Consider the following 20504-nt stretch of genomic DNA (forward strand, 5'->3'; position numbering starts at 1 on the left):
TGTAGGAGCTGCCGAAGGCTGCGATCTTCATTCTTCCAACAGCGGGAAGCGCAGGCTGAACGTCGTCCCCTTGCCCACTACGCTGTGGCACTCGATTTTCCCCTCGTGATGGTCCACCACGGCCTTGACCATCGATAATCCCAGGCCAATGCCATCCACCCCTTGGGCCGACGAAAATCGTCGATACTGGCTGAACAGGTCCGGCAGTTCTTCGGCGCTGATGCCTTTGCCCTGGTCGGCGACATTGCAGATCAACCAGCCCGACGCGCAATGCACCTGCAGGGAAATGCAGGCGTCGGGCGGGCTGTACTTGATGGCATTTTCCAGCAGATTGAACAGCGCACGGGTCAGCAACGATTGATCCGCCCTCACCATCGCCTCTTCATCTTCCAGTTCATGAACCAACTGGATGCGCTTTGCCTGGGCGATGGGTAGCGCTTGGTCGAGCACATCCAGCACCAGCATCGCGAACAGCGTGGGTTGGAACTGATACGCCTCGGATTCCGCCTTGGCCAATTGCACGAAGCCCTCGGTCAGGTCCAGCGCGCGACGTACCTGGCGCTCGATCTGGTCGAACAACGGATGATCGCCGCCCGCCTGGTGCCGCTGCACATCGAGCAGCGCAAGGATTGCCGAGTGAGGCGCGCGTAAATCATGGGAGAGGAAACGCAGCATGACGCTACGCTGTTCTTCCGCCTCGCGTTCGGCGCTCAGATCCGTGAGGCTCAGCAACCAGCCAATCGGCGCATCGCCATCAACCGGGAACAGCGCCGCCCGTTCCAGGCGCAAGCTGCGCTCGCGAATATCGCGAAACTCCACCAAGGGCAGTGTGGATAACCGGTGATGCGCCCCATGCTCCAACCCGGGATAACCCAGTTGCGCGAGATGCTCGAGCACATCGCCGCCCGCCAGGCCATGGCCGAAAAGCTCACGGGCCTTGCGATTACCGAGCAGCAACTTGCCTTGAGGATCGCTGATCATAGTCGCCACGGGCAGGTATTCCAGGCCGTCGGCGATGAAGCGCCGGGTGTCGCGGGTTCGGCTCATGGCTTGTTCCAGGGCCATGATTTGCCCCTGCAAACGGTCGCTGCCGGTGTACGAAGTACGACGACGTTCCGGGAAGACCTTGGGCTCCGCGTCCAGACGCGCGAGCTCCCAGCCGAAATAGGCCAGCACCACACTCAGGCGCCGCCAATTCCAGATCAAGTAGCCGAACATGATGCCCAGCACACTAGCCATGGGCGACCACCACCAACCCTGCGCACCCAGTACGGCGCTGATCAGCAAGGCCAGGCTCATGCCGCCCACGGTTGTCCACAGGGCCAGGCGCGGGCGCAACAGCAACAAACCCAACACGCCCGCCACCAGGCACACCGACAACAACGCAGCACCTGAATGGTCACCCGTTGATTGGCTGCTCAATGACAGCAAGGCCGTCAACGGCAACAGCAGCAGACTTATCCACAACCACTCCCGCACCAACTGGCGGAACAACCGCTGGACCTGGGTGGGCTCACGACTCTCACGGCGACGCTGGTTACTCATAGGCCTCCTGGCCGAACTCAAGAACTGGATTTCTTCACAGGTCTGTATCAAGCCCACGACTATAACGAACTCGATGGGTGGCGCGCTGCTGCCTTTCCCTCCGTGCCGCGAGCCGGTATTGTCGCAGCCAGCGACAGGTCAATGGATCAGCCCCTGGCGGCCTTTCATTGCCACCTGAAGATGTCCGTTATTTTCGAGATCAAGGAATCGCATTCCATGCGTGTCGCCATACTGGACGATGAACCGGCCGAGCTGCGCCGGGTAGAGCAGACCTTGCAACAAATCCCCGGCAGGAACGAGCCAGCCTGGACCCTGCACAGCTTTGAGCGAGGCGAAGACCTGTTACGGCAATTGCGCCGGGAAACCTTCGACTTGTTGATCCTCGACTGGCAACTGCCCGACCTCAGCGGGCTCTCGCTACTGCGCTGGACCCGCGAACACATGGATTCGCCACCGGCCGCCATCATGCTGACCAGCCGCGACGGCGAACACGACATCGTCCAGGCCCTCAACGCCGGTGCCGACGACTATGTGAGCAAACCCTTCAGGCCCAACGAGCTCAAGGCCCGAGTCACCGCTGTGCTGCGCCGTCATAACCTGCAACGCGCGCCCGCCAGCGACGTGCTGGTGTTCAACGACCTGGCGTTCGACGACGCCGAACTGACCATCACCCGCGCCGGCATTCCCATCAGCCTGACCGAACGGGAATACCGCCTGGCCCGGTGCCTGTTCGCCAACCTCGGCCGACCGCTGTCCCGGGAATACTTCTACGAGCGCTTCTGGACCCACGAGGAAATGACCTCGTCCCGCCCGCTCGACACCCACATCTACCGTCTGCGCAACAAGCTCGGGCTGACGGCGGATCGGGGTTGGCAGTTGCTGACGATTTATGGGTATGGGTATCGGTTGGAGAGTGTCGCGGCGGGGAGTGAGGCGTCTGTCGCAAGTTAAAAAAGATCAGTTGGATACCTCTGTGGCGAGGGAGCTTGCTCCCGCTGGGCTGCGCAGCAGCCCCTTTTCTGTGAGTGCTCCGTCCTCAAGCGGGAGCAAGCTCCCTCGCCACAACGAATATCAGCCGATCGTCCGCACCAGGCTCCCAGCCTTTGCGATCCGGCGGCGCTGTATCAGCAATCCGGACACGACCACCAGCCCGCTGAGCAGCCCCGTCGCCAGGATCTCCACACGGTGGGCTTCCTGGAACAGCATGATGGTCAAAGCCCCGACGATGAAGATAATCACCGCGTAGGTCAGGCCGGGGAACAGCCACATGCTGAAGGCGATTTTTTCACCACGGGCTATACGTTGCTTGCGCATACGCAACTGCGAAACCGCGATGACCAGGTACACCAACAACGCAATGGCACCCGAACTGGCCAGCAGGAATTCAAAGACCGCCGCCGGTGCCACGTAGTTGGCAAACACCGCGAGGAAGGCCGCACCGGTTGACAGCATCACCGCCCAATAAGGCGTACCGCTCTTGTTAGTGCGCTGGGAAACGACCGGCGCATCACCGCGCTTGCCTAACGAGAACATCATCCGGGAGGCCGTGTACAGCGCCGAGTTCAAGCAACTGGTGACCGCCACCAACACCACGATATCGACGATCAGCTTGGCATTGGGAATGCCCATGCGTTCCAGCACCGTCTGGTAGGAGCCGACGCTGGCCAGGAGTGGGTCGTTCCACGGCACCAGGGCCACGACGATGAAGATGGAGACGAGGTAGAACAAGCCAATCCGCCAGATCACCGAGTTGGTCGCCTTGGAAATCTGCTGGCCTGGGTTCTTCGATTCGGCCGCGGCGATGGTCACGATCTCGGTGCCCATGAACGAAAACATGGTGGTCAGGATCGCCCCCAGCACCGCGCCCATACCGTTGGGCAGGAAGCCCTGGGTGTCGAACAGATGCGAAACGCCGCTGACCTGGCTGGAGGGCAGAAAACCAAAGATCGCCATCACACCCAGCCCGATGAAGCCAATGATCGCCAGCACCTTGACCAGGGCGAACCAGAATTCGAACTCGCCGTAATTCTTCACGCTGAACAGGTTGGTGACCGTCAACAGCAGGGTAATGACCAGCGTGAAGGCCCAGATTGCAATGTCCGGGAACCACGCATGAAGAATCGTTGCGGCAGCGTTGGCCTCCAGCGGAATCACCAGGACCCAGAACCACCAGTAGAGCCAGCCGATGGTGAAACCGGCCCAGTGCCCAATCGCTCGGTCCGCATACGTCGAGAAGGAGCCGGTGTCCGGCGAAGCCACTGCCATTTCGCCGAGCATCCGCATCACCAGCACCACCAAGGCACCCGCGGCAGCGTAGGCCAGCAGCACGGCGGGACCGGCCGCAGCGATCGCGTGGCCGGAGCCGACGAACAGGCCGGCGCCAATCACACCGGCGATGGAGAGCATCGTCACATGACGGGGCTTGAGCCCTTGCGTCAGATTATCGGAAGTTTGCGTACCACTCATTGAGACAACCCTTGGCATTTGGATTTATTCGTACCACCTCGATTTCATCGTTTCCTGTAAATTTAAAAAAACGATGTGTATGTTATTAAACACGCAAGTTTTACGCCAGAAAACCTGAGGCCCCCGGTAGCCGGGGCTTTTCACAGATTCCTAACCCATTGAGAATGAAGGCTTTATGCCAGGATGTTACCCAGCTACCCCGTTTGTGACCGATGGGTCCGAGAAGAAGCGGACATTTTCAAGCGTAAAAAAAAGCCAACGCATGTGCGTTGGCTTTTGTTGGAGCGGAGCGCTGCAGAAGAATCAGAAATCCAGGTTAGATACCGCCAGCGCGTTGCTCTCGATGAAGTCACGACGAGGCTCGACCGCATCCCCCATCAGGGTGTTGAAGATCTGGTCCGCGCCAATGGCGTCTTCGATGGTCACTTTCAGCATCCGGCGCGAGCCCGGGTCCATGGTGGTTTCCCACAGCTGATCCGGGTTCATCTCACCCAGGCCTTTGTATCGCTGGATGGTGTGGCGCTTGGTGCTTTCGGCCATCAGCCATTCAAGGGCTTCCTTGAACTCGGTCACGGCTTTCTTGCGTTCGCCACGTTGGATGTAGGCACCTTCGTCCAGCAGCGTGCTCAGTTGCGCGCCGAGGGATACCACGGTCTTGTAGTCGTTGCTGCCGAAGAAGTCGCGGTTGAAGGTGACGTAGTTCGACAGGCCGTGGGAGATCAGTTCGACCTCCGGCAGCCAGACGTTACGCTCACGGTCTTCACGCAGGCTGGCTTTGTAGACCAGGCCGGATTTCTCAACCGTGCGCAGGCGTACTTCGTACTGGGCCAGCCAATCCTGCATCGCTGCATGATTGGACAGTTGCTCCAGGCTCACGGCTGGCAGGTAGATGAAGTGCTCGGTCAGTTCCTGTGGGTACAGGCGCGACAGGCGCTTGAGGGTCTTCATCACCAGGCGGAAGTCGTTGACCAGGCGCTCAAGGGCTTCGCCGGAAATGCCTGGGGCATCTTCGTTCAGGTGCAGGCTCGCGTCTTCCAGGGCCGACTGCGTCATGTACTCTTCCATGGCGTCGTCGTCTTTGATGTATTGCTCTTGCTTGCCTTTCTTGACCTTGTACAGCGGCGGCTGGGCGATGTAGATGTAGCCGCGCTCGATCAGCTCCGGCAATTGACGGAAGAAGAACGTCAGCAGCAGGGTACGGATGTGCGAACCGTCGACGTCAGCATCGGTCATGATGATGATGTTGTGATAGCGCAGCTTGTCGATGTTGTACTCTTCGCGGCCGATGCCACAGCCCAGCGCGGTGATCAAGGTGCCGACTTCCTGGGAAGAAATCATCTTGTCGAAGCGCGCCTTCTCCACGTTGAGGATCTTGCCTTTGAGCGGCAGGATGGCCTGGGTGCGGCGGTTGCGGCCCTGCTTGGCGGAACCGCCAGCAGAGTCACCTTCCACGAGGTACAGCTCGGACAGGGCAGGGTCCTTTTCCTGGCAGTCAGCCAGTTTGCCCGGCAGGCCGGCGATGTCCAGCGCACCTTTACGACGGGTCATCTCACGAGCCTTGCGCGCCGCTTCACGGGCACGGGCGGCGTCGATCATCTTGCCGACCACCAGCTTGGCTTCGTTCGGGTTCTCCAGCAGGAAGTCGGAGAAGTACTTGCCCATCTCCTGTTCAACCGCGGTCTTCACTTCGGAAGACACCAGCTTGTCCTTGGTCTGGGAACTGAACTTCGGATCCGGCACCTTCACCGAAATGATCGCGGTCAGGCCTTCACGGGCATCGTCACCGGTGGTGGCGACTTTATGCTTCTTCGCCAGGCCTTCCTGTTCGATGTAGTTGTTCAGGTTACGGGTCAGCGCCGAACGGAAGCCCACCAGGTGAGTACCGCCGTCACGCTGGGGAATGTTGTTGGTGAAGCACAACAGGTTCTCGTTGAAGCTGTCGTTCCACTGCAGGGCGATTTCCACGCCGATGCCATCTTCACGCTGGACGTTGAAGTGGAACACCTGGTTGACCGGGGTCTTGTTGGTGTTCAGGTATTCAACGAACGCACGCAGGCCACCTTCGTACTTGAACAGTTCTTCCTTGCCGCTGCGCTCGTCCTTGAGGACGATGCCGACACCGGAGTTGAGGAAGGACAGTTCACGAATCCGCTTGGCCAGGATGTCCCAGCTGAAGTGGATGTTCTTGAAGGTTTCGCTCGAGGCCTTGAAATGGATCTGGGTGCCGGTGGACTCGCTGTCACCAACGATCGCCATCGGTGCCTGGGGCACGCCGTGGACATAGGTCTGTTCCCAGATCTTGCCGCTACGGCGAACCGTAAGAACAAGCTGTTCGGACAGTGCGTTCACTACCGAAACACCTACGCCGTGCAGACCGCCGGAGACCTTGTAGGAGTTGTCGTCGAACTTACCGCCGGCGTGGAGGACGGTCATGATGACCTCGGCGGCGGAAACGCCTTCCTCTTTGTGCACGTCTACCGGGATGCCACGGCCGTTGTCGCGAACGGTGATGGACTCATCCGGGTGGATGATGATGCTGATGTCGTCGCAATGGCCGGCGAGGGCTTCGTCGATGGAGTTGTCGACCACCTCGAACACCATGTGGTGCAGACCGCTGCCATCGTCGGTGTCACCAATGTACATACCGGGACGTTTGCGTACGGCATCCAGGCCTTTCAGCACTTTAATGCTCGTTGAGTCGTACGTATTTTCTTCGCTCAATGCCTTCACTCCCGATGGTCGTGGGTCTGGGTGATACGGCCCTGTTCCACGTGGAACAGGGCGACTGGCGTTTCCGTCTGCCAGCCTTCCCTCAATAATTCGTGGTCTACACAGGTGATGAACACCTGGCAGCGTAAGTCTTCCAGCAAGCGGCACAGGGCGCGACGGTGGGCTTCGTCCAGCTCGGACGGCAAGTCATCCACCAGATAAATACACTGACCGCGACGGGCCTGGCTAACCAGATGCCCCTGGGCGATACGCAAGGCACACACCACCAACTTCTGCTGCCCCCGGGACAAGATGTCCGCGGCGTTATGTGCGCCCAATCTGAGGCGCAAGTCAGCGCGTTGTGGTCCAGCCTGGGTATGGCCCATCTGCTGGTCTCGCTGCAGCGAGCCAGCCAGCACGGTGCTCAGTTCCCGGTCCTTGTCCCAGCCTCGGTAATAGCTGAGCGTCAGGCCCTCAAGCTCAACCAGTTCGCTCAAGGTCTGCTCGAAGACCGGTTTCAAGGCTTTGATGTAAGCGCGGCGGTATTCATCGATTTCAGCGCTGGCCTGACACAGTTCCCTGTCCCAAACCGCTTGCGAAACGGCGTCAAGTGTACCATGCCGCAGCCAAGAGTTTCGCTGGCGCAGCGCCTTCTGCAAGCGTTGCCACGTCGACATGAAACGCGGTTCCACGTGGAACACGCCCCAATCGAGGAACTGCCGGCGAATCTTCGGTGCGCCTTCCAGCAGACGGAAGCTGTCCGGGTTGATCAGCTGCAACGGCAGGATCTCGGCCAGCTGTGCCGCACTGCGAGCGTTCTGCCCATCGATGCGGATCTGAAACTCGCCTTGCCGATCTCGCGATATCCCCAGGGCGCTGTGGCCGCCTTCCGCCAGCTCCACCTGGCCAAACACCGTGCACGCCAACTGATCGTACTGGATGACAGGTAACAGGCGGGTGCTGCGAAACGAACGGGCAAGCCCGAGCAAGTGCACGGCTTCCAGGACGCTGGTTTTGCCGCTGCCGTTGGCGCCGTAAAGGATATTGATGCGGGGGGAAGGGGAGAAGGTCACCGGGTGCAGATTGCGCACCGCGGTGACCGAGACGCGACTTAAGGACATCTAGCTGATTCTGATTACAGACGCATCGGCATGACAACGTAAGCCGAGTCGTCGTTGTCGGACTCTTGCACCAGCGCACTGCTGTTGGAGTCAGACAGGATCAGACGCACTTGCTCGGTAGTCATCACGCCCAGCACGTCGAGCAGATAGCTGACGTTAAAGCCGATTTCCAGGGAGCCGCCGTTGTACTCAACGCCTACTTCTTCTTCCGCTTCTTCCTGCTCCGGGTTGTTCGCCTGGATCTTCAGCTGACCATTGGCCAGTTGCAGACGAATGCCACGGTACTTCTCGTTGGACAAGATCGCGGTACGGCTGAAGGCTTCGCGCAGCGCTTGGCGATCGCCCAGCACCAGCTTGTCGCCGCCTTTTGGCAGCACACGTTCGTAGTCCGGGAACTTGCCGTCCACCAGTTTCGACGTGAAGGTGAACTCGCCCGTGGTGGCGCGGATGTGGTGCTGGCCCAGCACGATGCTGACATTGCCGTCCGGCTCGGTCAGCAGGCGGGCCAGCTCCAGGATACCTTTACGCGGCACGATCACCTGATGGCGATCCGGCTGGCCGATATCGGCCTGCATCGAGCACATGGCCAGGCGGTGCCCGTCGGTGGCAACAGCGCGGATAACGCCGGCCGACACTTCCAGCAGCATGCCGTTGAGGTAATAACGCACGTCCTGCTGGGCCATGGCGAAACTGGTGCGTTCGATCAAGCGACGCAGTTTGCTCTGGTCCAGGCTGCAAGTCAGCGAACCCGGGCCTTCTTCAACGGTCGGGAAATCGTTGGCTGGCAGTGTGGACAAGGTAAAGCGGCTGCGACCGGCCTTGACCACGAGCTTCTGCTCATCGACCTTGATGTCGATCAGCGCGTCGTTGGGCAGGCTCTTGCAGATGTCCATCAGCTTGCGCGCCGGCACGGTGATGGAACCCGGATCAGCCGGTTCCTCAAGTTGCACGCGACCGACCAGCTCGACTTCCAGGTCGGTACCGGTCAGCGATAATTGCTGGCCTTCGACAACCAGCAGCACGTTGGAAAGTACCGGCAAGGTCTGGCGGCGTTCGACGACGCCTGCGACCAGTTGCAGGGGTTTCAACAGGGCTTCGCGTTGAATGGTGAAATGCATGGTCTAGTCCCTTGCCTTAAAAGCTGCGCTGGTGGTCATCAAGTGGTCAGAGTACGCAGCAGGTTCTTGTAGTCCTCGCGGATGTCCGCGTCGGATTCCTTAAGTTCGTTGATCTTGCGGCAGGCGTGCAACACGGTGGTGTGGTCGCGTCCGCCAAACACATCGCCGATTTCCGGCAGGCTGTGGTTGGTCAGTTCCTTGGACAGGGCCATGGCCACCTGGCGTGGACGTGCCACCGAACGCGAACGGCGTTTGGACAGCAGGTCGGAGATCTTGATTTTGTAGTATTCGGCAACCGTTCGCTGAATGTTATCCACAGAAACCAATTTGTCCTGGAGCGCCAGCAGGTCCTTCAAGGATTCGCGAATCAGCTCGATGGTGATATCGCGACCCATGAAGTGCGAGTGAGCGATCACCCGCTTGAGGGCACCTTCGAGTTCACGCACGTTCGAGCGAATACGCTGGGCAATGAAGAAGGCGGCGTCGTGAGGCAGCTCGACCTTGGCCTGGTCGGCTTTCTTCATCAGGATCGCCACCCGGGTTTCCAGTTCCGGCGGCTCGACGGCCACCGTCAGGCCCCAGCCGAAACGCGACTTGAGGCGTTCCTCGAGGCCCTCGATCTCTTTCGGGTAGCGGTCACTGGTGAGAATGACCTGCTGCCCGCCTTCAAGCAATGCGTTGAAGGTGTGGAAAAACTCTTCCTGGGAACGTTCCTTGCGGGCGAAGAACTGAATGTCGTCGATCAGCAAGGCATCCACCGAACGGTAGAAACGCTTGAATTCGTTGATGGCGTTCAGTTGCAGCGCCTTGACCATGTCGGCCACGAAACGCTCGGAATGCAGGTACACGACCTTGGCATTCGGGTTCTTCTTTAATAAGTGGTTGCCCACGGCATGCATCAAGTGGGTCTTACCCAAGCCTACGCCGCCATACAGGAAGAGCGGGTTATAGCCGTGCTTGGGGTTGTCCGCCACCTGCCAGGCCGCCGCGCGGGCCAGTTGGTTGGATTTACCTTCGACGAAGTTTTCGAAGGTAAAGGTCCGGTTCAGGTAGCTGGTGTGCTTGAGCGCGCCTTCGACCTGGACGGTGCGCTGTTCGGCTCGCACCGGTGCCTGCTGGGAGCTGGCGCCGGCCATAGGGTCGAAGCTGTCCCGGGAAGGCTCTTCGCTGACTTCGGCAACCTTTTGTGTATTGCGCTTGCTCGAAGCAGGCGCGGGCGCCGGGGCTGCATGGTTGTTGACCGGTGCCGGCGCAGCCTGCTGGGCCTGTGACGCGGCGGCAGCCAGCGGCGCATTGGGCGCGGCGCGGGGTGCCGAGCTGCGTTTGCTGCCTATTAATAAGGACAGCGCAGGCGCCATGCCATTGCCATGCTCGTCGAGCAGTTCCATGACCCGGCCCAGGTACTTTTCGTTGACCCAGTCGAGAACGAAACGGTTCGGTGCATAGACACGCAACTCGTCGCCTTCGGCTTCGACCTGTAGTGGACGGATCCAAGTGTTGAATTGTTGGGCAGGCAGCTCATCGCGCAAAAGCTCCACGCACTGCTGCCAAAGTTCCACTGACACGGATATCCCCTAAGTTGAAAGCCGGTGAGGCAAAAACAAGCGGCCATTGTAGCGAGCAGACGTGCACTTATCCACACGCAGCTTGCTCATCGGCCATGATTTATCAGTGCGTTAACCGAGAGAAAGACGACCAGCGGTCGGTGGATAAGCTCTGTGGATAACCGCGCCTGAGGTCGTTGCACAACTGGGGGCGAAACTCGGTGGATAACCGGCCTGTGGATAACCAGGCATTTCACCCACAGCTTATCCGACAGCGCAGCACAGGCTGGCCACTGCTTTCCCGTGTAGTTGTCATTCTCTGTACATGGCGGATTACAAGGTCTTGGCATGGTTATCCACAGATAAGTGGCGGCCTAGCTTTTATAAGCTTTACAGAAAAGCTTTAAATAATTCCCTTCTTTATATCTATATCTAGCGCTCGGTGATGAATCCGCGAAAAACGCCTGGATATCTATTTAAAGGAAACGCTGGTTGGAAATTGACCTAGAGGCTTGCTTTCTCTAGAATCCCCGGTCTCTTAAAACGGGGGCCATTCCGGCCCGTTGTGGACGAACCAGGTAACACGACAATGAAACGTACTTTCCAACCAAGCACTATCAAACGCGCTCGTACCCACGGTTTCCGTGCTCGCATGGCTACCAAGAACGGTCGTGCCGTCCTGTCGCGTCGTCGCGCCAAAGGTCGTGCGCGTCTGGCAGTTTGATAATCCGGCACTGGAGGTGAGTCAGGACTTCAGTCGGGAAAAGCGTCTGCTTACCCCCCGGCATTTCAAGGCAGTCTTTGACTCCCCTACCGGCAAGGTTCCGGGGAAAAATCTCCTGCTCCTTGCGCGCAGTAACGATCTCGATCACCCCCGACTAGGGCTGGTCATCGGGAAAAAGAGCGTCAAGCTCTCCGTTCAGCGCAATCGCCTCAAACGTCTGATGCGCGAATCGTTTCGCCTGAACCAGGATTCACTGGTCGGATGGGACATCGTTATCGTCGCGCGCAAAGGTTTGGGTGACGTAGAAAACCCCGAATTGATTCAGCATTTCGGCAAGCTCTGGAAGCGTCTGGCACGCAACAAGCCAGTACCAGCAGTCAACACCGAAACTGTAGGGGTAGACAGTCCCGATGCGTAAACTGGCACTCGTTCCGATCCAGTTTTATCGCTATGCCATTAGTCCTTTGATGGCCAGTCACTGTCGTTTCTACCCCAGTTGTTCCTGCTACGCGTACGAAGCCATAGAAAATCATGGCCTCCTGCGCGGTGGCTGGCTGACCTTTCGTCGTTTAGGTCGCTGTCATCCGTGGAATCCCGGCGGTTATGACCCGGTTCCGCCTATCCCTACCTCCCGTTCTTCTTCGATGGCCGAGTAATCATGGATATCAAACGCACGATCCTGATCGTCGCCCTGGCAATCGTGTCCTACGTCATGGTCCTTAAATGGAACCAGGACTATGGCCAGGCTGCCCTGCCGACTCAGAATGTTGCAGCCAGCAATACCGCACCGAGCCTGCCGGATGCTCCAGTTGGCAACAACGCTGCCAGCAATGACGACATCCCGCGCGCGGCAAGCGATACCAGCGCTCCTGCCGAAGCCCCAGTGGCCGTAAGCAAAGATCTCATCCAGATCAAGACGGACGTGCTCGAGCTGGCAATCGATCCACAAGGTGGTGACGTCGCCCAGCTGAAGCTGCCGCTGTACCCACGTCGCCAGGATCATCCGGAAATCCCGTTCCAGTTGTTCGACAACGGTAACGAGCGCACCTATCTGGCCCAAAGTGGCCTGATCGGTACCAACGGTCCGGATTCGAACCCGGCCGGTCGCCCGATCTACTCTGCCGAGAAGAAGACTTATCAACTGGCTGATGGCCAGGACCAACTGGTCGTGGACCTGAAGTTCAGCAAGGATGGCGTCAACTACACCAAGCGTTTCACTGTGAAACGTGGCATGTACGACGTAACCGTCTCTTACCTGATCGACAACCAGAGCGCCCAGCCTTGGTCCGGTGCGATGTTCGCGCAACTCAAGCGTGACGCCAGCGACGATCCTTCTTCCAGCACCGCCACCGGCACCGCGACTTACCTGGGCGCAGCCCTGTGGACAAGTTCGGAACCGTACAAAAAAGTGTCCATGAAGGACATGGACAAGGCTCAGCTGAAGGAAACCGTCCAAGGTGGCTGGGTTGCCTGGCTGCAGCACTATTTTGTAACAGCCTGGATCCCGCAGAAAGGCGACAGCAACGTCGTCCAGACGCGTAAAGACAGCAAAGGCAACTTCATCATCGGTTACACCGGCCCGACATTGACTGCCGCGCCCGGTGCAAAAGCCGAAACCAGTGCCGTCCTGTACGCCGGTCCAAAAAGCCAGGCCGTGCTGAAAGAGTTGTCCCCAGGCCTGGAACTGACCGTTGACTATGGCTTCCTGTGGTTCATTGCCCAGCCTATCTTCTGGCTGCTGCAACATATCCACAGCCTTGTCGGCAACTGGGGTTGGTCGATCATTTTCCTGACCATGCTGATCAAGGGGATCTTCTTCCCGTTGTCGGCCGCCAGCTACAAGTCGATGGCGCGCATGCGTGCAGTGGCACCGAAACTGGCCGCCCTGAAAGAACAACATGGCGATGACCGGCAGAAAATGTCCCAGGCCATGATGGAGCTGTACAAGAAAGAGAAGATCAACCCGCTGGGTGGTTGCTTGCCAATTCTTGTCCAGATGCCGGTTTTCCTCGCGCTTTACTGGGTTCTGCTGGAAAGCGTGGAGATGCGCCAGGCGCCGTTCATGCTGTGGATTACCGACCTCTCGATCAAGGATCCGTTCTTCATCCTGCCGATCATCATGGGCGCGACCATGTTCATCCAGCAGCAGCTGAACCCAACGCCTCCGGATCCGATGCAGGCGAAGGTCATGAAAATGATGCCAATCATCTTCACCTTCTTCTTCCTGTGGTTCCCGGCGGGTCTTGTGCTGTACTGGGTTGTGAACAACGTGTTGTCCATCACTCAGCAGTGGTACATCACGCGTAAGATCGAAGCGGCGACGAAAAAAGCCGAGGCGTAACTTGCTCTGTGGATAACCACACAAAACGCCCCCTAGTGGGGCGTTTTGCTATCTGCCACTTTTGTCTGGATACCGGTTTATGAGCGCACCGCGTGAAACCATCGCCGCCGTCGCCACCGCCCAAGGTCGCGGTGGTGTCGGCATCGTCCGTATTTCCGGGCCGTTGGCCAGTGTCGCGGCCAAGGCCATCAGCGGCCGTGAGCTCAAGCCGCGGTTCGCCCATTACGGCCCGTTTTTCAGTGATGACCAACAGGTGCTCGACGAAGGACTGGCCTTGTATTTCCCGGGGCCGAATTCGTTCACGGGCGAAGACGTGTTGGAACTGCAAGGGCATGGCGGCCCTATCGTGCTGGACATGCTGCTCAAGCGTTGCCTTGAACTGGGCTGCCGCCTGGCCCGGCCGGGGGAATTCAGTGAACGCGCCTTTCTCAACGACAAGCTCGACCTGGCCCAGGCGGAGGCGATTGCCGATTTGATCGAAGCCAGTTCCGCACAGGCCGCTCGCAACGCCTTGCGTTCGTTACAGGGAGCGTTTTCCCAGCGTGTGCATAACCTCACCGAACAATTGATCGGCCTGCGGATCTACGTCGAAGCCGCCATCGACTTTCCGGAGGAGGAAATCGACTTCCTTGCCGATGGCCACGTGCTGAGCATGCTCGATAAGGTGCGCGATGAGTTATCCACAGTTCTGCGCGAAGCCGGGCAGGGTGCCTTGCTGCGCGATGGGATGACCGTGGTGATTGCCGGACGGCCGAATGCCGGCAAGTCCAGCTTGTTGAATGCCCTGGCCGGTCGCGAAGCGGCGATCGTCACCGAGATCGCCGGCACCACCCGGGACATCCTGCGTGAACATATCCACATCGACGGCATGCCGCTGCACGTAGTGGATACCGCAGGTTTACGCGACACCGATGACCAGGTGGAAAAAATCGGCGTTGAACGGGCTCTGAAGGCCATTGGTGAAGCCGACCGGGTATTGCTGGTGGTCGATGCCACCGCGCCGGAAGCCGACGATCCATTTGCCTTGTGGCCTGAATTCCTCGAGGTCCGCCCGGATCCGGCGAAAGTCACCTTGATCCGTAACAAGGCCGACCTGACCGGGGAAGCGATTGTCCTTGAGGTCAGCAACGACGGCCATGTGACCATCAGCCTGAGCGCGAAGTCAGCGGGTGAGGGCTTGGAACTGCTGCGCGAGCACCTCAAGGCCTGCATGGGCTACGAGCAGACGTCGGAAAGCAGCTTCAGCGCCCGGCGGCGGCACCTTGAAGCGTTGCGCCATGCCAGCGCGGCCCTCGAACACGGTCGCGCGCAGCTGACCTTGGCAGGGGCAGGGGAGTTGTTGGCTGAAGACTTGCGCCAGGCGCAACAGTCCCTGGGGGAAATTACCGGCGCCTTCAGCTCCGATGACTTGCTGGGACGAATCTTTTCCAGCTTCTGCATCGGTAAATAACCCCACCGGACTGACGACGAACCCGTGGCGAGGGAGCTTGCTCCCGTTCGGCTGCGAAGCAGTCGTAAACCGGCAGGTGTGGTGTGTCAGGTACTCCGCATTCGGCGGGTTTTGGGGCCGCTTCGCGACCCAGCGGGAGCAAGCTCCCTCGCCACAGGCCTATCGAGCGCAACACAAACCCGCTACCACCTCTCTTTTTTGAACTGATTGCCGTTAATGGCGGCTTGCCTGTGGGCGCTTCGGCGACCCCTTGTCGGCTGTTTTCTGTGGATTAAGGCCTGTGAATAACTGCTATTGAGGTCGGTTGATAAACCGCCTTCAAAACTGAAGATAACCGCCTCTGTGGATAACCACCTCATTCATCCACAGGCTTACACCGGTTATCCAAGCCCCTCAGTGGCACATGACCACAGGGTTTTGAATCTCTGTACACATTGCAAATAAAGGCCTATAGGATGTTATCCACAGATATTGGGCTCAGTAAGAATAAACATAAAAACAAAGATTTTATAAATTTCTTTCTTTTTTATTTTTTTAACCGCGAGTTCTCCACAGCTGGTTAAATTTTGTGCAAAGGGTTCTTTAGAAAGGGCGAAGTCCCTATACTTGCCGACCTGGTTCGAAAAACGCCCAGGGCCAGACTCAAAACCTAATTCCGAATTACCTGAATAAAGCAGGCACGAGGTGCGTGGTGGATTTCCCTTCCCGTTTTGAAGTGATCGTCATCGGCGGCGGTCATGCCGGTACCGAGGCAGCACTTGCATCAGCGCGCATGGGGGCAAAAACCCTGTTGCTGACGCATAACGTGGAAACCCTCGGCGCCATGAGCTGCAACCCTGCCATTGGCGGGATCGGCAAAAGCCACCTGGTCAAGGAGATCGATGCCCTTGGGGGCGCGATGGCCATGGCCACCGATAAGGGTGGTATCCAGTTTCGCGTATTGAACAGCCGCAAAGGCCCGGCCGTGCGCGCCACTCGCGCCCAGGCCGACCGAGTCCTCTACAAGGCCGCTGTCCGCGAAATCCTGGAAAACCAGCCGAACCTGTGGATATTTCAACAAGCGGCCGATGACCTGATCGTCGAGCAGGACCGGGTACGTGGTGTCGTCACACAGATGGGCCTGCGTTTCTTCGCCGATTGCGTGGTGTTGACCACCGGGACCTTCCTCGGCGGACTTATCCACATCGGTTTGCAGAATTTTTCCGGCGGTCGCGCCGGGGATCCGCCGTCGATTGCTCTGGCTCACCGTCTGCGTGAGTTGCCATTGCGCGTCGGGCGCCTGAAAACCGGTACGCCACCTCGCATCGATGGCAAGTCCGTGGATTTCTCGGTGATGACCGAGCAGCCTGGCGATACGCCAATCCCGGTGATGTCGTTCATGGGCAACAAGGAACAGCATCCACGGCAAGTCAGTTGCTGGATCACCCATACCAACGCCCGCACCCACGAAATCATCGCGGCGAACCTCGATCGTTCGCCGATGTACTCCGCCGCCGGTGAAATCGAAGGTGTCGGCCCGCGCTATTGCCCGTCGATCGAAGACAAGATCCATCGCTTTGCCGACAAGGAAAGCCATCAGGTGTTCATCGAACCGGAAGGCTTGACCACCCATGAGCTGTATCCGAACGGAATATCCACAAGCCTGCCGTTCGACGTGCAGTTGCAGATCGTGCAATCGATCCGTGGCATGGAAAGCGCGCACATCGTGCGTCCGGGTTATGCGATCGAGTACGACTACTTCGATCCGCGCGATTTGAAATACAGCCTGGAAACCAAGGTTATCGGCGGTTTGTTCTTTGCCGGGCAGATCAACGGCACCACCGGTTACGAAGAAGCGGGTGCCCAGGGTTTGCTCGCCGGCGCCAACGCCGCACTGCTCGCCAAGGGCAAAGAAGCCTGGTGCCCGCGCCGCGATGAGGCGTACATCGGTGTGCTGGTAGACGACCTGATCACCTTGGGTACCCAGGAACCGTATCGGATGTTCACCTCCCGCGCGGAATATCGCCTGATCCTGCGGGAAGACAACGCCGACCTGCGCCTGACCGAGAAAGGTCGTGAACTGGGATTGGTGGATGAAGCGCGCTGGGCCGCGTTCTGCCAGAAACGCGAAAGTATCGAGCTGGAAGAGCAGCGCCTGAAAAGCACCTGGGTGCGTCCCGGTACCGAGCAGGGCGATGCCATCGCGGCGAAATTCGGCACGCCGCTGACTCACGAATACAATCTGCTGAACCTCCTGAGCCGCCCTGAAATCGACTATGCCGGGCTGGTGGAAGTGACCGGCCAGGGCGCCGAAGATCCACAGGTGGCCGAACAGGTCGAGATCAAGACCAAGTACGCCGGTTACATCGACCGCCAGCAGGACGAAATCGCCCGTCTGCGCGCCAGTGAAGACACCAAGCTGCCTGTGGATATCGATTACACCGGCATTTCCGGGTTGTCGAAGGAAATCCAGAGCAAGCTCGGTGCGACCCGTCCAGAGACCCTGGGCCAGGCTTCGCGCATTCCCGGCGTCACGCCGGCGGCGATTTCCCTGTTGATGATTCATTTGAAAAAACGCGGCGCCGGCCGCCAGTTGGAGCAAAGCGCTTGAGTTCGATGGTCACCTCGCAACACGCTGAAGAGTTATCCACAGGTGCCCGTCAGCTCGGCGTCAGCCTGAGCGAAGCCCAGCACACGCAATTGCTGGGTTATCTGGCGCTGTTGATCAAATGGAACAAGGCCTACAATCTGACCGCCGTGCGCGATCCGGATGAAATGGTCTCGCGGCATTTGCTCGACAGCCTCAGCGTGATGTCCTTCATCGAGAACGGTCGTTGGCTGGATGTCGGCAGTGGCGGCGGCATGCCGGGCATCCCGCTGGCGATCCTGTTTCCCGACTCGCAAGTGACCTGCCTGGACAGCAACGGCAAGAAAACCCGCTTCCTGACCCAGGTCAAACTCGAACTCAAACTGGATAACCTGCAAGTTATCCACAGCCGCGTCGAAGCGTTCCAGCCTGCCGAGCCGTTCAACGGGATCATCTCCCGGGCGTTCAGCAGCATGGAGAACTTCAGCAACTGGACTCGCCACCTGGGCGACGCCGATACGCGCTGGCTGGCAATGAAGGGCGTTCATCCGGCCGATGAGCTGGTAGCATTGCCGGCAGACTTCCACCTCGATAGCGAACACGCCTTGGCCGTACCCGGTTGCCAAGGCCAACGCCATCTGCTGATACTGCGCCGCACGGCATGATTGGGAACACAAGCAAGAATGGCTAAGGTATTCGCGATAGCGAACCAGAAGGGTGGTGTGGGCAAGACCACCACCTGTATCAACCTCGCAGCATCCCTGGTCGCGACCAAGCGCCGGGTGCTGTTGATCGACCTCGATCCACAGGGCAACGCCACCATGGGCAGCGGTGTGGATAAGCATGGCCTGGAAAACTCCATCTACGACGTCCTGATCGGCGAATGCGATCTGGGCCAGGCCATGCACTTCTCTGAACATGGCGGTTATCAACTGCTGCCGGCCAACCGCGACCTGACGGCGGCGGAAGTGGTACTTCTGGAAATGCAGATGAAGGAAAGCCGCCTGCGCAGCGCCTTGGCGCCGATCCGGGAAAACTATGACTACATCCTGATCGATTGCCCGCCGTCGCTGTCGATGCTGACCCTCAACGCCCTGGTGGCCGCCGATGGGGTCATTATCCCCATGCAGTGCGAGTACTTCGCGCTGGAAGGGTTGAGCGACCTTGTGGATAACATCAAGCGCATCGCCGAACTGCTGAACCCGGAACTGAAGGTCGAAGGCCTGTTGCGAACCATGTACGACCCGCGCCTGAGCCTGATGAACGACGTTTCGGCCCAGCTCAAGGAACATTTCGGCGAGCAGCTCTACGACACCGTCATCCCGCGAAACATCCGTCTGGCCGAAGCCCCGAGCTACGGCATGCCGGCCCTGGCCTACGACAAACAATCCCGTGGTGCGTTGGCTTACCTGGCCCTGGCGGGCGAGATGGTTCGCCGTCAGCGCCGCAACCCACGCACCGCTGCAGCCCAGCCAACTTAAGGAAACCCCATGGCCGTCAAGAAACGAGGTCTCGGACGTGGACTGGATGCACTGCTCAGCGGTCCGACTGTCAGCTCGCTGGAAGAACAGGCCGTGCAGGCCGACCAGCGCGAGTTGCAGCACCTGCCCCTGGACCTGATCCAGCGCGGCAAATACCAGCCGCGCCGGGACATGGACCCGCAGGCGCTGGAAGAACTGGCCCAGTCGATCAAGAGCCAGGGCGTGATGCAGCCGATCGTGGTCCGGCCGATCGCCAATGGCCGCTTCGAGATCATCGCCGGAGAACGTCGCTGGCGCGCCAGCCAGCAGGCCGGCCAGGAAACCATCCCGGCAATGGTCCGTGACGTCCCGGATGAAACGGCCATCGCCATGGCGTTGATCGAGAACATCCAGCGCGAAGACCTCAACCCGATCGAGGAAGCCGTTGCCCTGCAGCGCTTGCAGCAGGAATTCCAGCTGACCCAGCAACAAGTTGCCGAGGCGGTGGGCAAATCCCGCGTGACCGTGGCCAACCTGTTGCGCCTGATTGCGTTGCCTGAAGTCATCAAGACCATGCTGTCCCATGGCGACCTGGAAATGGGTCATGCCCGGGCATTGCTCGGTTTGCCGGAAAATCAACAGGTTGAAGGGGCGCGACATGTTGTCGCACGCGGCCTTACCGTGCGCCAGACCGAGGCACTGGTTCGTCAATGGTTGAGCGGTAAACCCGCCCCTGTCGAAGCACCAAAACCTGATCCGGATATTGCCCGTCTTGAACAGCGCCTAGCCGAGCGCCTGGGCTCTGCGGTGCAGATTCGCCACGGAAAGAAGGGCAAAGGGCAATTGGTGATTGGCTATAACTCTCTCGATGAGCTGCAAGGTGTTCTTGCGCACATTCGCTGAAACAATTGCTCTTGTAGCGCGCAGTCGGAAATCACTACCTGAAGGTTGAATAGGGGCAGAACCGCCCCTATACTCTGCGCGCATTTTGTCGGCACAAATTATGCCAAGTTATTGAATTATGGCGGCCGACTATTGGAGAGCAAAAGCGATGGAAACCCGCACGCCAAACCGCTTGCCGTTCCATCGTCTGGCAGTTTTCCCGGTTCTGATGGCTCAATTTACCGTCGTACTGATCGCCACATTGGCGCTCTGGCAATGGAAAGGAGTCGTCGCCGGATACTCAGGGCTTTGCGGAGGCCTGATAGCCTTGCTTCCCAATATTTACTTTGCTCACAGGGCCTTTCGGTTTTCCGGCGCCCGAGCAGCCCAGGCTATCGTCCGGTCTTTTTATGCCGGCGAGGCGGGGAAACTGATTTTGACGGCAGTGCTGTTTGCATTGACGTTCGCAGGTGTGAAGCCATTGGCGCCGCTGGCTGTATTCGGCGTCTTCGTGCTGACCCAACTGGTCAGCTGGTTCGCTCCCCTGCTAATGAGAACAAGACTTTCGAGACCTTAGG

General features: G+C 59.0%; 17 protein-coding genes. 11 read left to right on the forward strand and 6 right to left on the reverse strand.

Going from position 1 to position 20504, the window contains the following annotated elements; translation table 11 throughout:
• Positions 1–27: 27 nt before the first annotated feature.
• Entirely contained in the window at positions 28–1545 is a 1518-nt protein-coding gene (locus J3P88_RS00345; protein ID WP_434573373.1) for an ATP-binding protein, read from the reverse strand.
• A gap of 216 nt (positions 1546–1761) precedes the next feature.
• Between J3P88_RS00345 and J3P88_RS00350 the strand changes: the two genes are divergently transcribed.
• Positions 1762–2496, forward strand: a complete 735-nt coding sequence (locus J3P88_RS00350) for a response regulator transcription factor (RefSeq protein WP_186706455.1) — start codon at positions 1762–1764, stop codon at positions 2494–2496.
• Between the two features lie 120 nt (positions 2497–2616).
• Here J3P88_RS00350 and gabP read toward each other — a convergent pair whose 3' ends face one another.
• From gabP to dnaA, 5 genes are all read right to left on the reverse strand, one after another.
• On the reverse strand, positions 2617–4011 hold the full coding sequence (gabP, locus tag J3P88_RS00355; RefSeq protein ID WP_434573375.1) for a GABA permease: 1395 nt from the start codon (positions 4009–4011) through the stop codon (positions 2617–2619).
• A gap of 303 nt (positions 4012–4314) precedes the next feature.
• Entirely contained in the window at positions 4315–6732 is a 2418-nt protein-coding gene (gene gyrB, locus J3P88_RS00360) for a DNA topoisomerase (ATP-hydrolyzing) subunit B (RefSeq protein WP_434573377.1), read from the reverse strand.
• A gap of 5 nt (positions 6733–6737) precedes the next feature.
• Positions 6738–7841: a DNA replication/repair protein RecF gene (gene recF / locus J3P88_RS00365; RefSeq protein WP_092167953.1), complete on the reverse strand. Its 1104-nt coding sequence runs from the start codon at positions 7839–7841 to the stop codon at positions 6738–6740.
• A 14-nt stretch (positions 7842–7855) separates the two neighbouring features.
• Positions 7856–8959, reverse strand: a complete 1104-nt coding sequence (dnaN, locus tag J3P88_RS00370; RefSeq protein ID WP_003196145.1) for a DNA polymerase III subunit beta — start codon at positions 8957–8959, stop codon at positions 7856–7858.
• 38 nt (positions 8960–8997) lie between these two features.
• Positions 8998–10524, reverse strand: coding sequence for a chromosomal replication initiator protein DnaA (gene dnaA / locus J3P88_RS00375; protein WP_186728442.1), 1527 nt, complete (start codon positions 10522–10524; stop codon positions 8998–9000).
• 568 nt (positions 10525–11092) lie between these two features.
• Here dnaA and rpmH point away from each other — a divergent pair.
• The 10 genes from rpmH (at position 11093) to J3P88_RS00425 (ending at position 20503) form a co-directional block, all read left to right on the forward strand.
• Entirely contained in the window at positions 11093–11227 is a 135-nt protein-coding gene (gene rpmH / locus J3P88_RS00380; protein WP_003213577.1) for a 50S ribosomal protein L34, read from the forward strand.
• A 16-nt stretch (positions 11228–11243) separates the two neighbouring features.
• Entirely contained in the window at positions 11244–11645 is a 402-nt protein-coding gene (gene rnpA, locus J3P88_RS00385; protein WP_003207107.1) for a ribonuclease P protein component, read from the forward strand.
• Entirely contained in the window at positions 11638–11883 is a 246-nt protein-coding gene (yidD, locus tag J3P88_RS00390) for a membrane protein insertion efficiency factor YidD (RefSeq protein ID WP_010465488.1), read from the forward strand. Before rnpA ends, yidD begins: the two co-directional genes overlap by 8 nt.
• Before the next feature lie 2 nt (positions 11884–11885).
• Complete coding sequence (gene yidC / locus J3P88_RS00395) at positions 11886–13568, forward strand: membrane protein insertase YidC (RefSeq protein WP_411386043.1); 1683 nt, start codon at positions 11886–11888, stop codon at positions 13566–13568.
• Positions 13569–13647: 79 nt separating this feature from the next.
• A complete protein-coding gene (mnmE, locus tag J3P88_RS00400; RefSeq protein ID WP_434573380.1) occupies positions 13648–15018 on the forward strand; it encodes a tRNA uridine-5-carboxymethylaminomethyl(34) synthesis GTPase MnmE in 1371 nt (456 codons plus the stop codon).
• 691 nt (positions 15019–15709) lie between these two features.
• On the forward strand, positions 15710–17608 hold the full coding sequence (mnmG, locus tag J3P88_RS00405; RefSeq protein WP_434573382.1) for a tRNA uridine-5-carboxymethylaminomethyl(34) synthesis enzyme MnmG: 1899 nt from the start codon (positions 15710–15712) through the stop codon (positions 17606–17608).
• Between the two features lie 5 nt (positions 17609–17613).
• The gene (gene rsmG, locus J3P88_RS00410; RefSeq protein ID WP_014340992.1) at positions 17614–18249 is read left to right on the forward strand and encodes a 16S rRNA (guanine(527)-N(7))-methyltransferase RsmG; all 636 of its coding nucleotides are present in this window, start codon (positions 17614–17616) and stop codon (positions 18247–18249) included.
• A gap of 18 nt (positions 18250–18267) precedes the next feature.
• The gene (locus tag J3P88_RS00415) at positions 18268–19065 is read left to right on the forward strand and encodes a ParA family protein (protein ID WP_003187199.1); all 798 of its coding nucleotides are present in this window, start codon (positions 18268–18270) and stop codon (positions 19063–19065) included.
• Positions 19066–19074: 9 nt separating this feature from the next.
• Entirely contained in the window at positions 19075–19947 is an 873-nt protein-coding gene (locus J3P88_RS00420) for a ParB/RepB/Spo0J family partition protein (RefSeq protein WP_053126822.1), read from the forward strand.
• Between the two features lie 148 nt (positions 19948–20095).
• Positions 20096–20503: a F0F1 ATP synthase subunit I gene (locus tag J3P88_RS00425; protein ID WP_053126821.1), complete on the forward strand. Its 408-nt coding sequence runs from the start codon at positions 20096–20098 to the stop codon at positions 20501–20503.
• The last annotated feature ends 1 nt before the right edge of the window (position 20504 follow it).

The organism is Pseudomonas sp. Z3-6, assembly GCF_051131985.1.
GTDB lineage: Bacteria > Pseudomonadota > Gammaproteobacteria > Pseudomonadales > Pseudomonadaceae > Aquipseudomonas > Aquipseudomonas zanjanensis.

Coding starts and splice junctions, on each gene's coding strand:
- J3P88_RS00345 (WP_434573373.1), bottom strand. CDS start 1,545: ATGAGTAACCAGCGTCGCCGTGAGAGTCGTGAGCCCACCCAGGTCCAG.
- J3P88_RS00350 (WP_186706455.1), top strand. CDS start 1,762: ATGCGTGTCGCCATACTGGACGATGAACCGGCCGAGCTGCGCCGGGTA.
- gabP (WP_434573375.1), bottom strand. CDS start 4,011: ATGAGTGGTACGCAAACTTCCGATAATCTGACGCAAGGGCTCAAGCCC.
- recF (WP_092167953.1), bottom strand. CDS start 7,841: ATGTCCTTAAGTCGCGTCTCGGTCACCGCGGTGCGCAATCTGCACCCG.
- dnaN (WP_003196145.1), bottom strand. CDS start 8,959: ATGCATTTCACCATTCAACGCGAAGCCCTGTTGAAACCCCTGCAACTG.
- rpmH (WP_003213577.1), top strand. CDS start 11,093: ATGAAACGTACTTTCCAACCAAGCACTATCAAACGCGCTCGTACCCAC.
- yidD (WP_010465488.1), top strand. CDS start 11,638: ATGCGTAAACTGGCACTCGTTCCGATCCAGTTTTATCGCTATGCCATT.
- yidC (WP_411386043.1), top strand. CDS start 11,886: ATGGATATCAAACGCACGATCCTGATCGTCGCCCTGGCAATCGTGTCC.
- mnmE (WP_434573380.1), top strand. CDS start 13,648: ATGAGCGCACCGCGTGAAACCATCGCCGCCGTCGCCACCGCCCAAGGT.
- rsmG (WP_014340992.1), top strand. CDS start 17,614: ATGGTCACCTCGCAACACGCTGAAGAGTTATCCACAGGTGCCCGTCAG.
- J3P88_RS00415 (WP_003187199.1), top strand. CDS start 18,268: ATGGCTAAGGTATTCGCGATAGCGAACCAGAAGGGTGGTGTGGGCAAG.
- J3P88_RS00420 (WP_053126822.1), top strand. CDS start 19,075: ATGGCCGTCAAGAAACGAGGTCTCGGACGTGGACTGGATGCACTGCTC.
- J3P88_RS00425 (WP_053126821.1), top strand. CDS start 20,096: ATGGAAACCCGCACGCCAAACCGCTTGCCGTTCCATCGTCTGGCAGTT.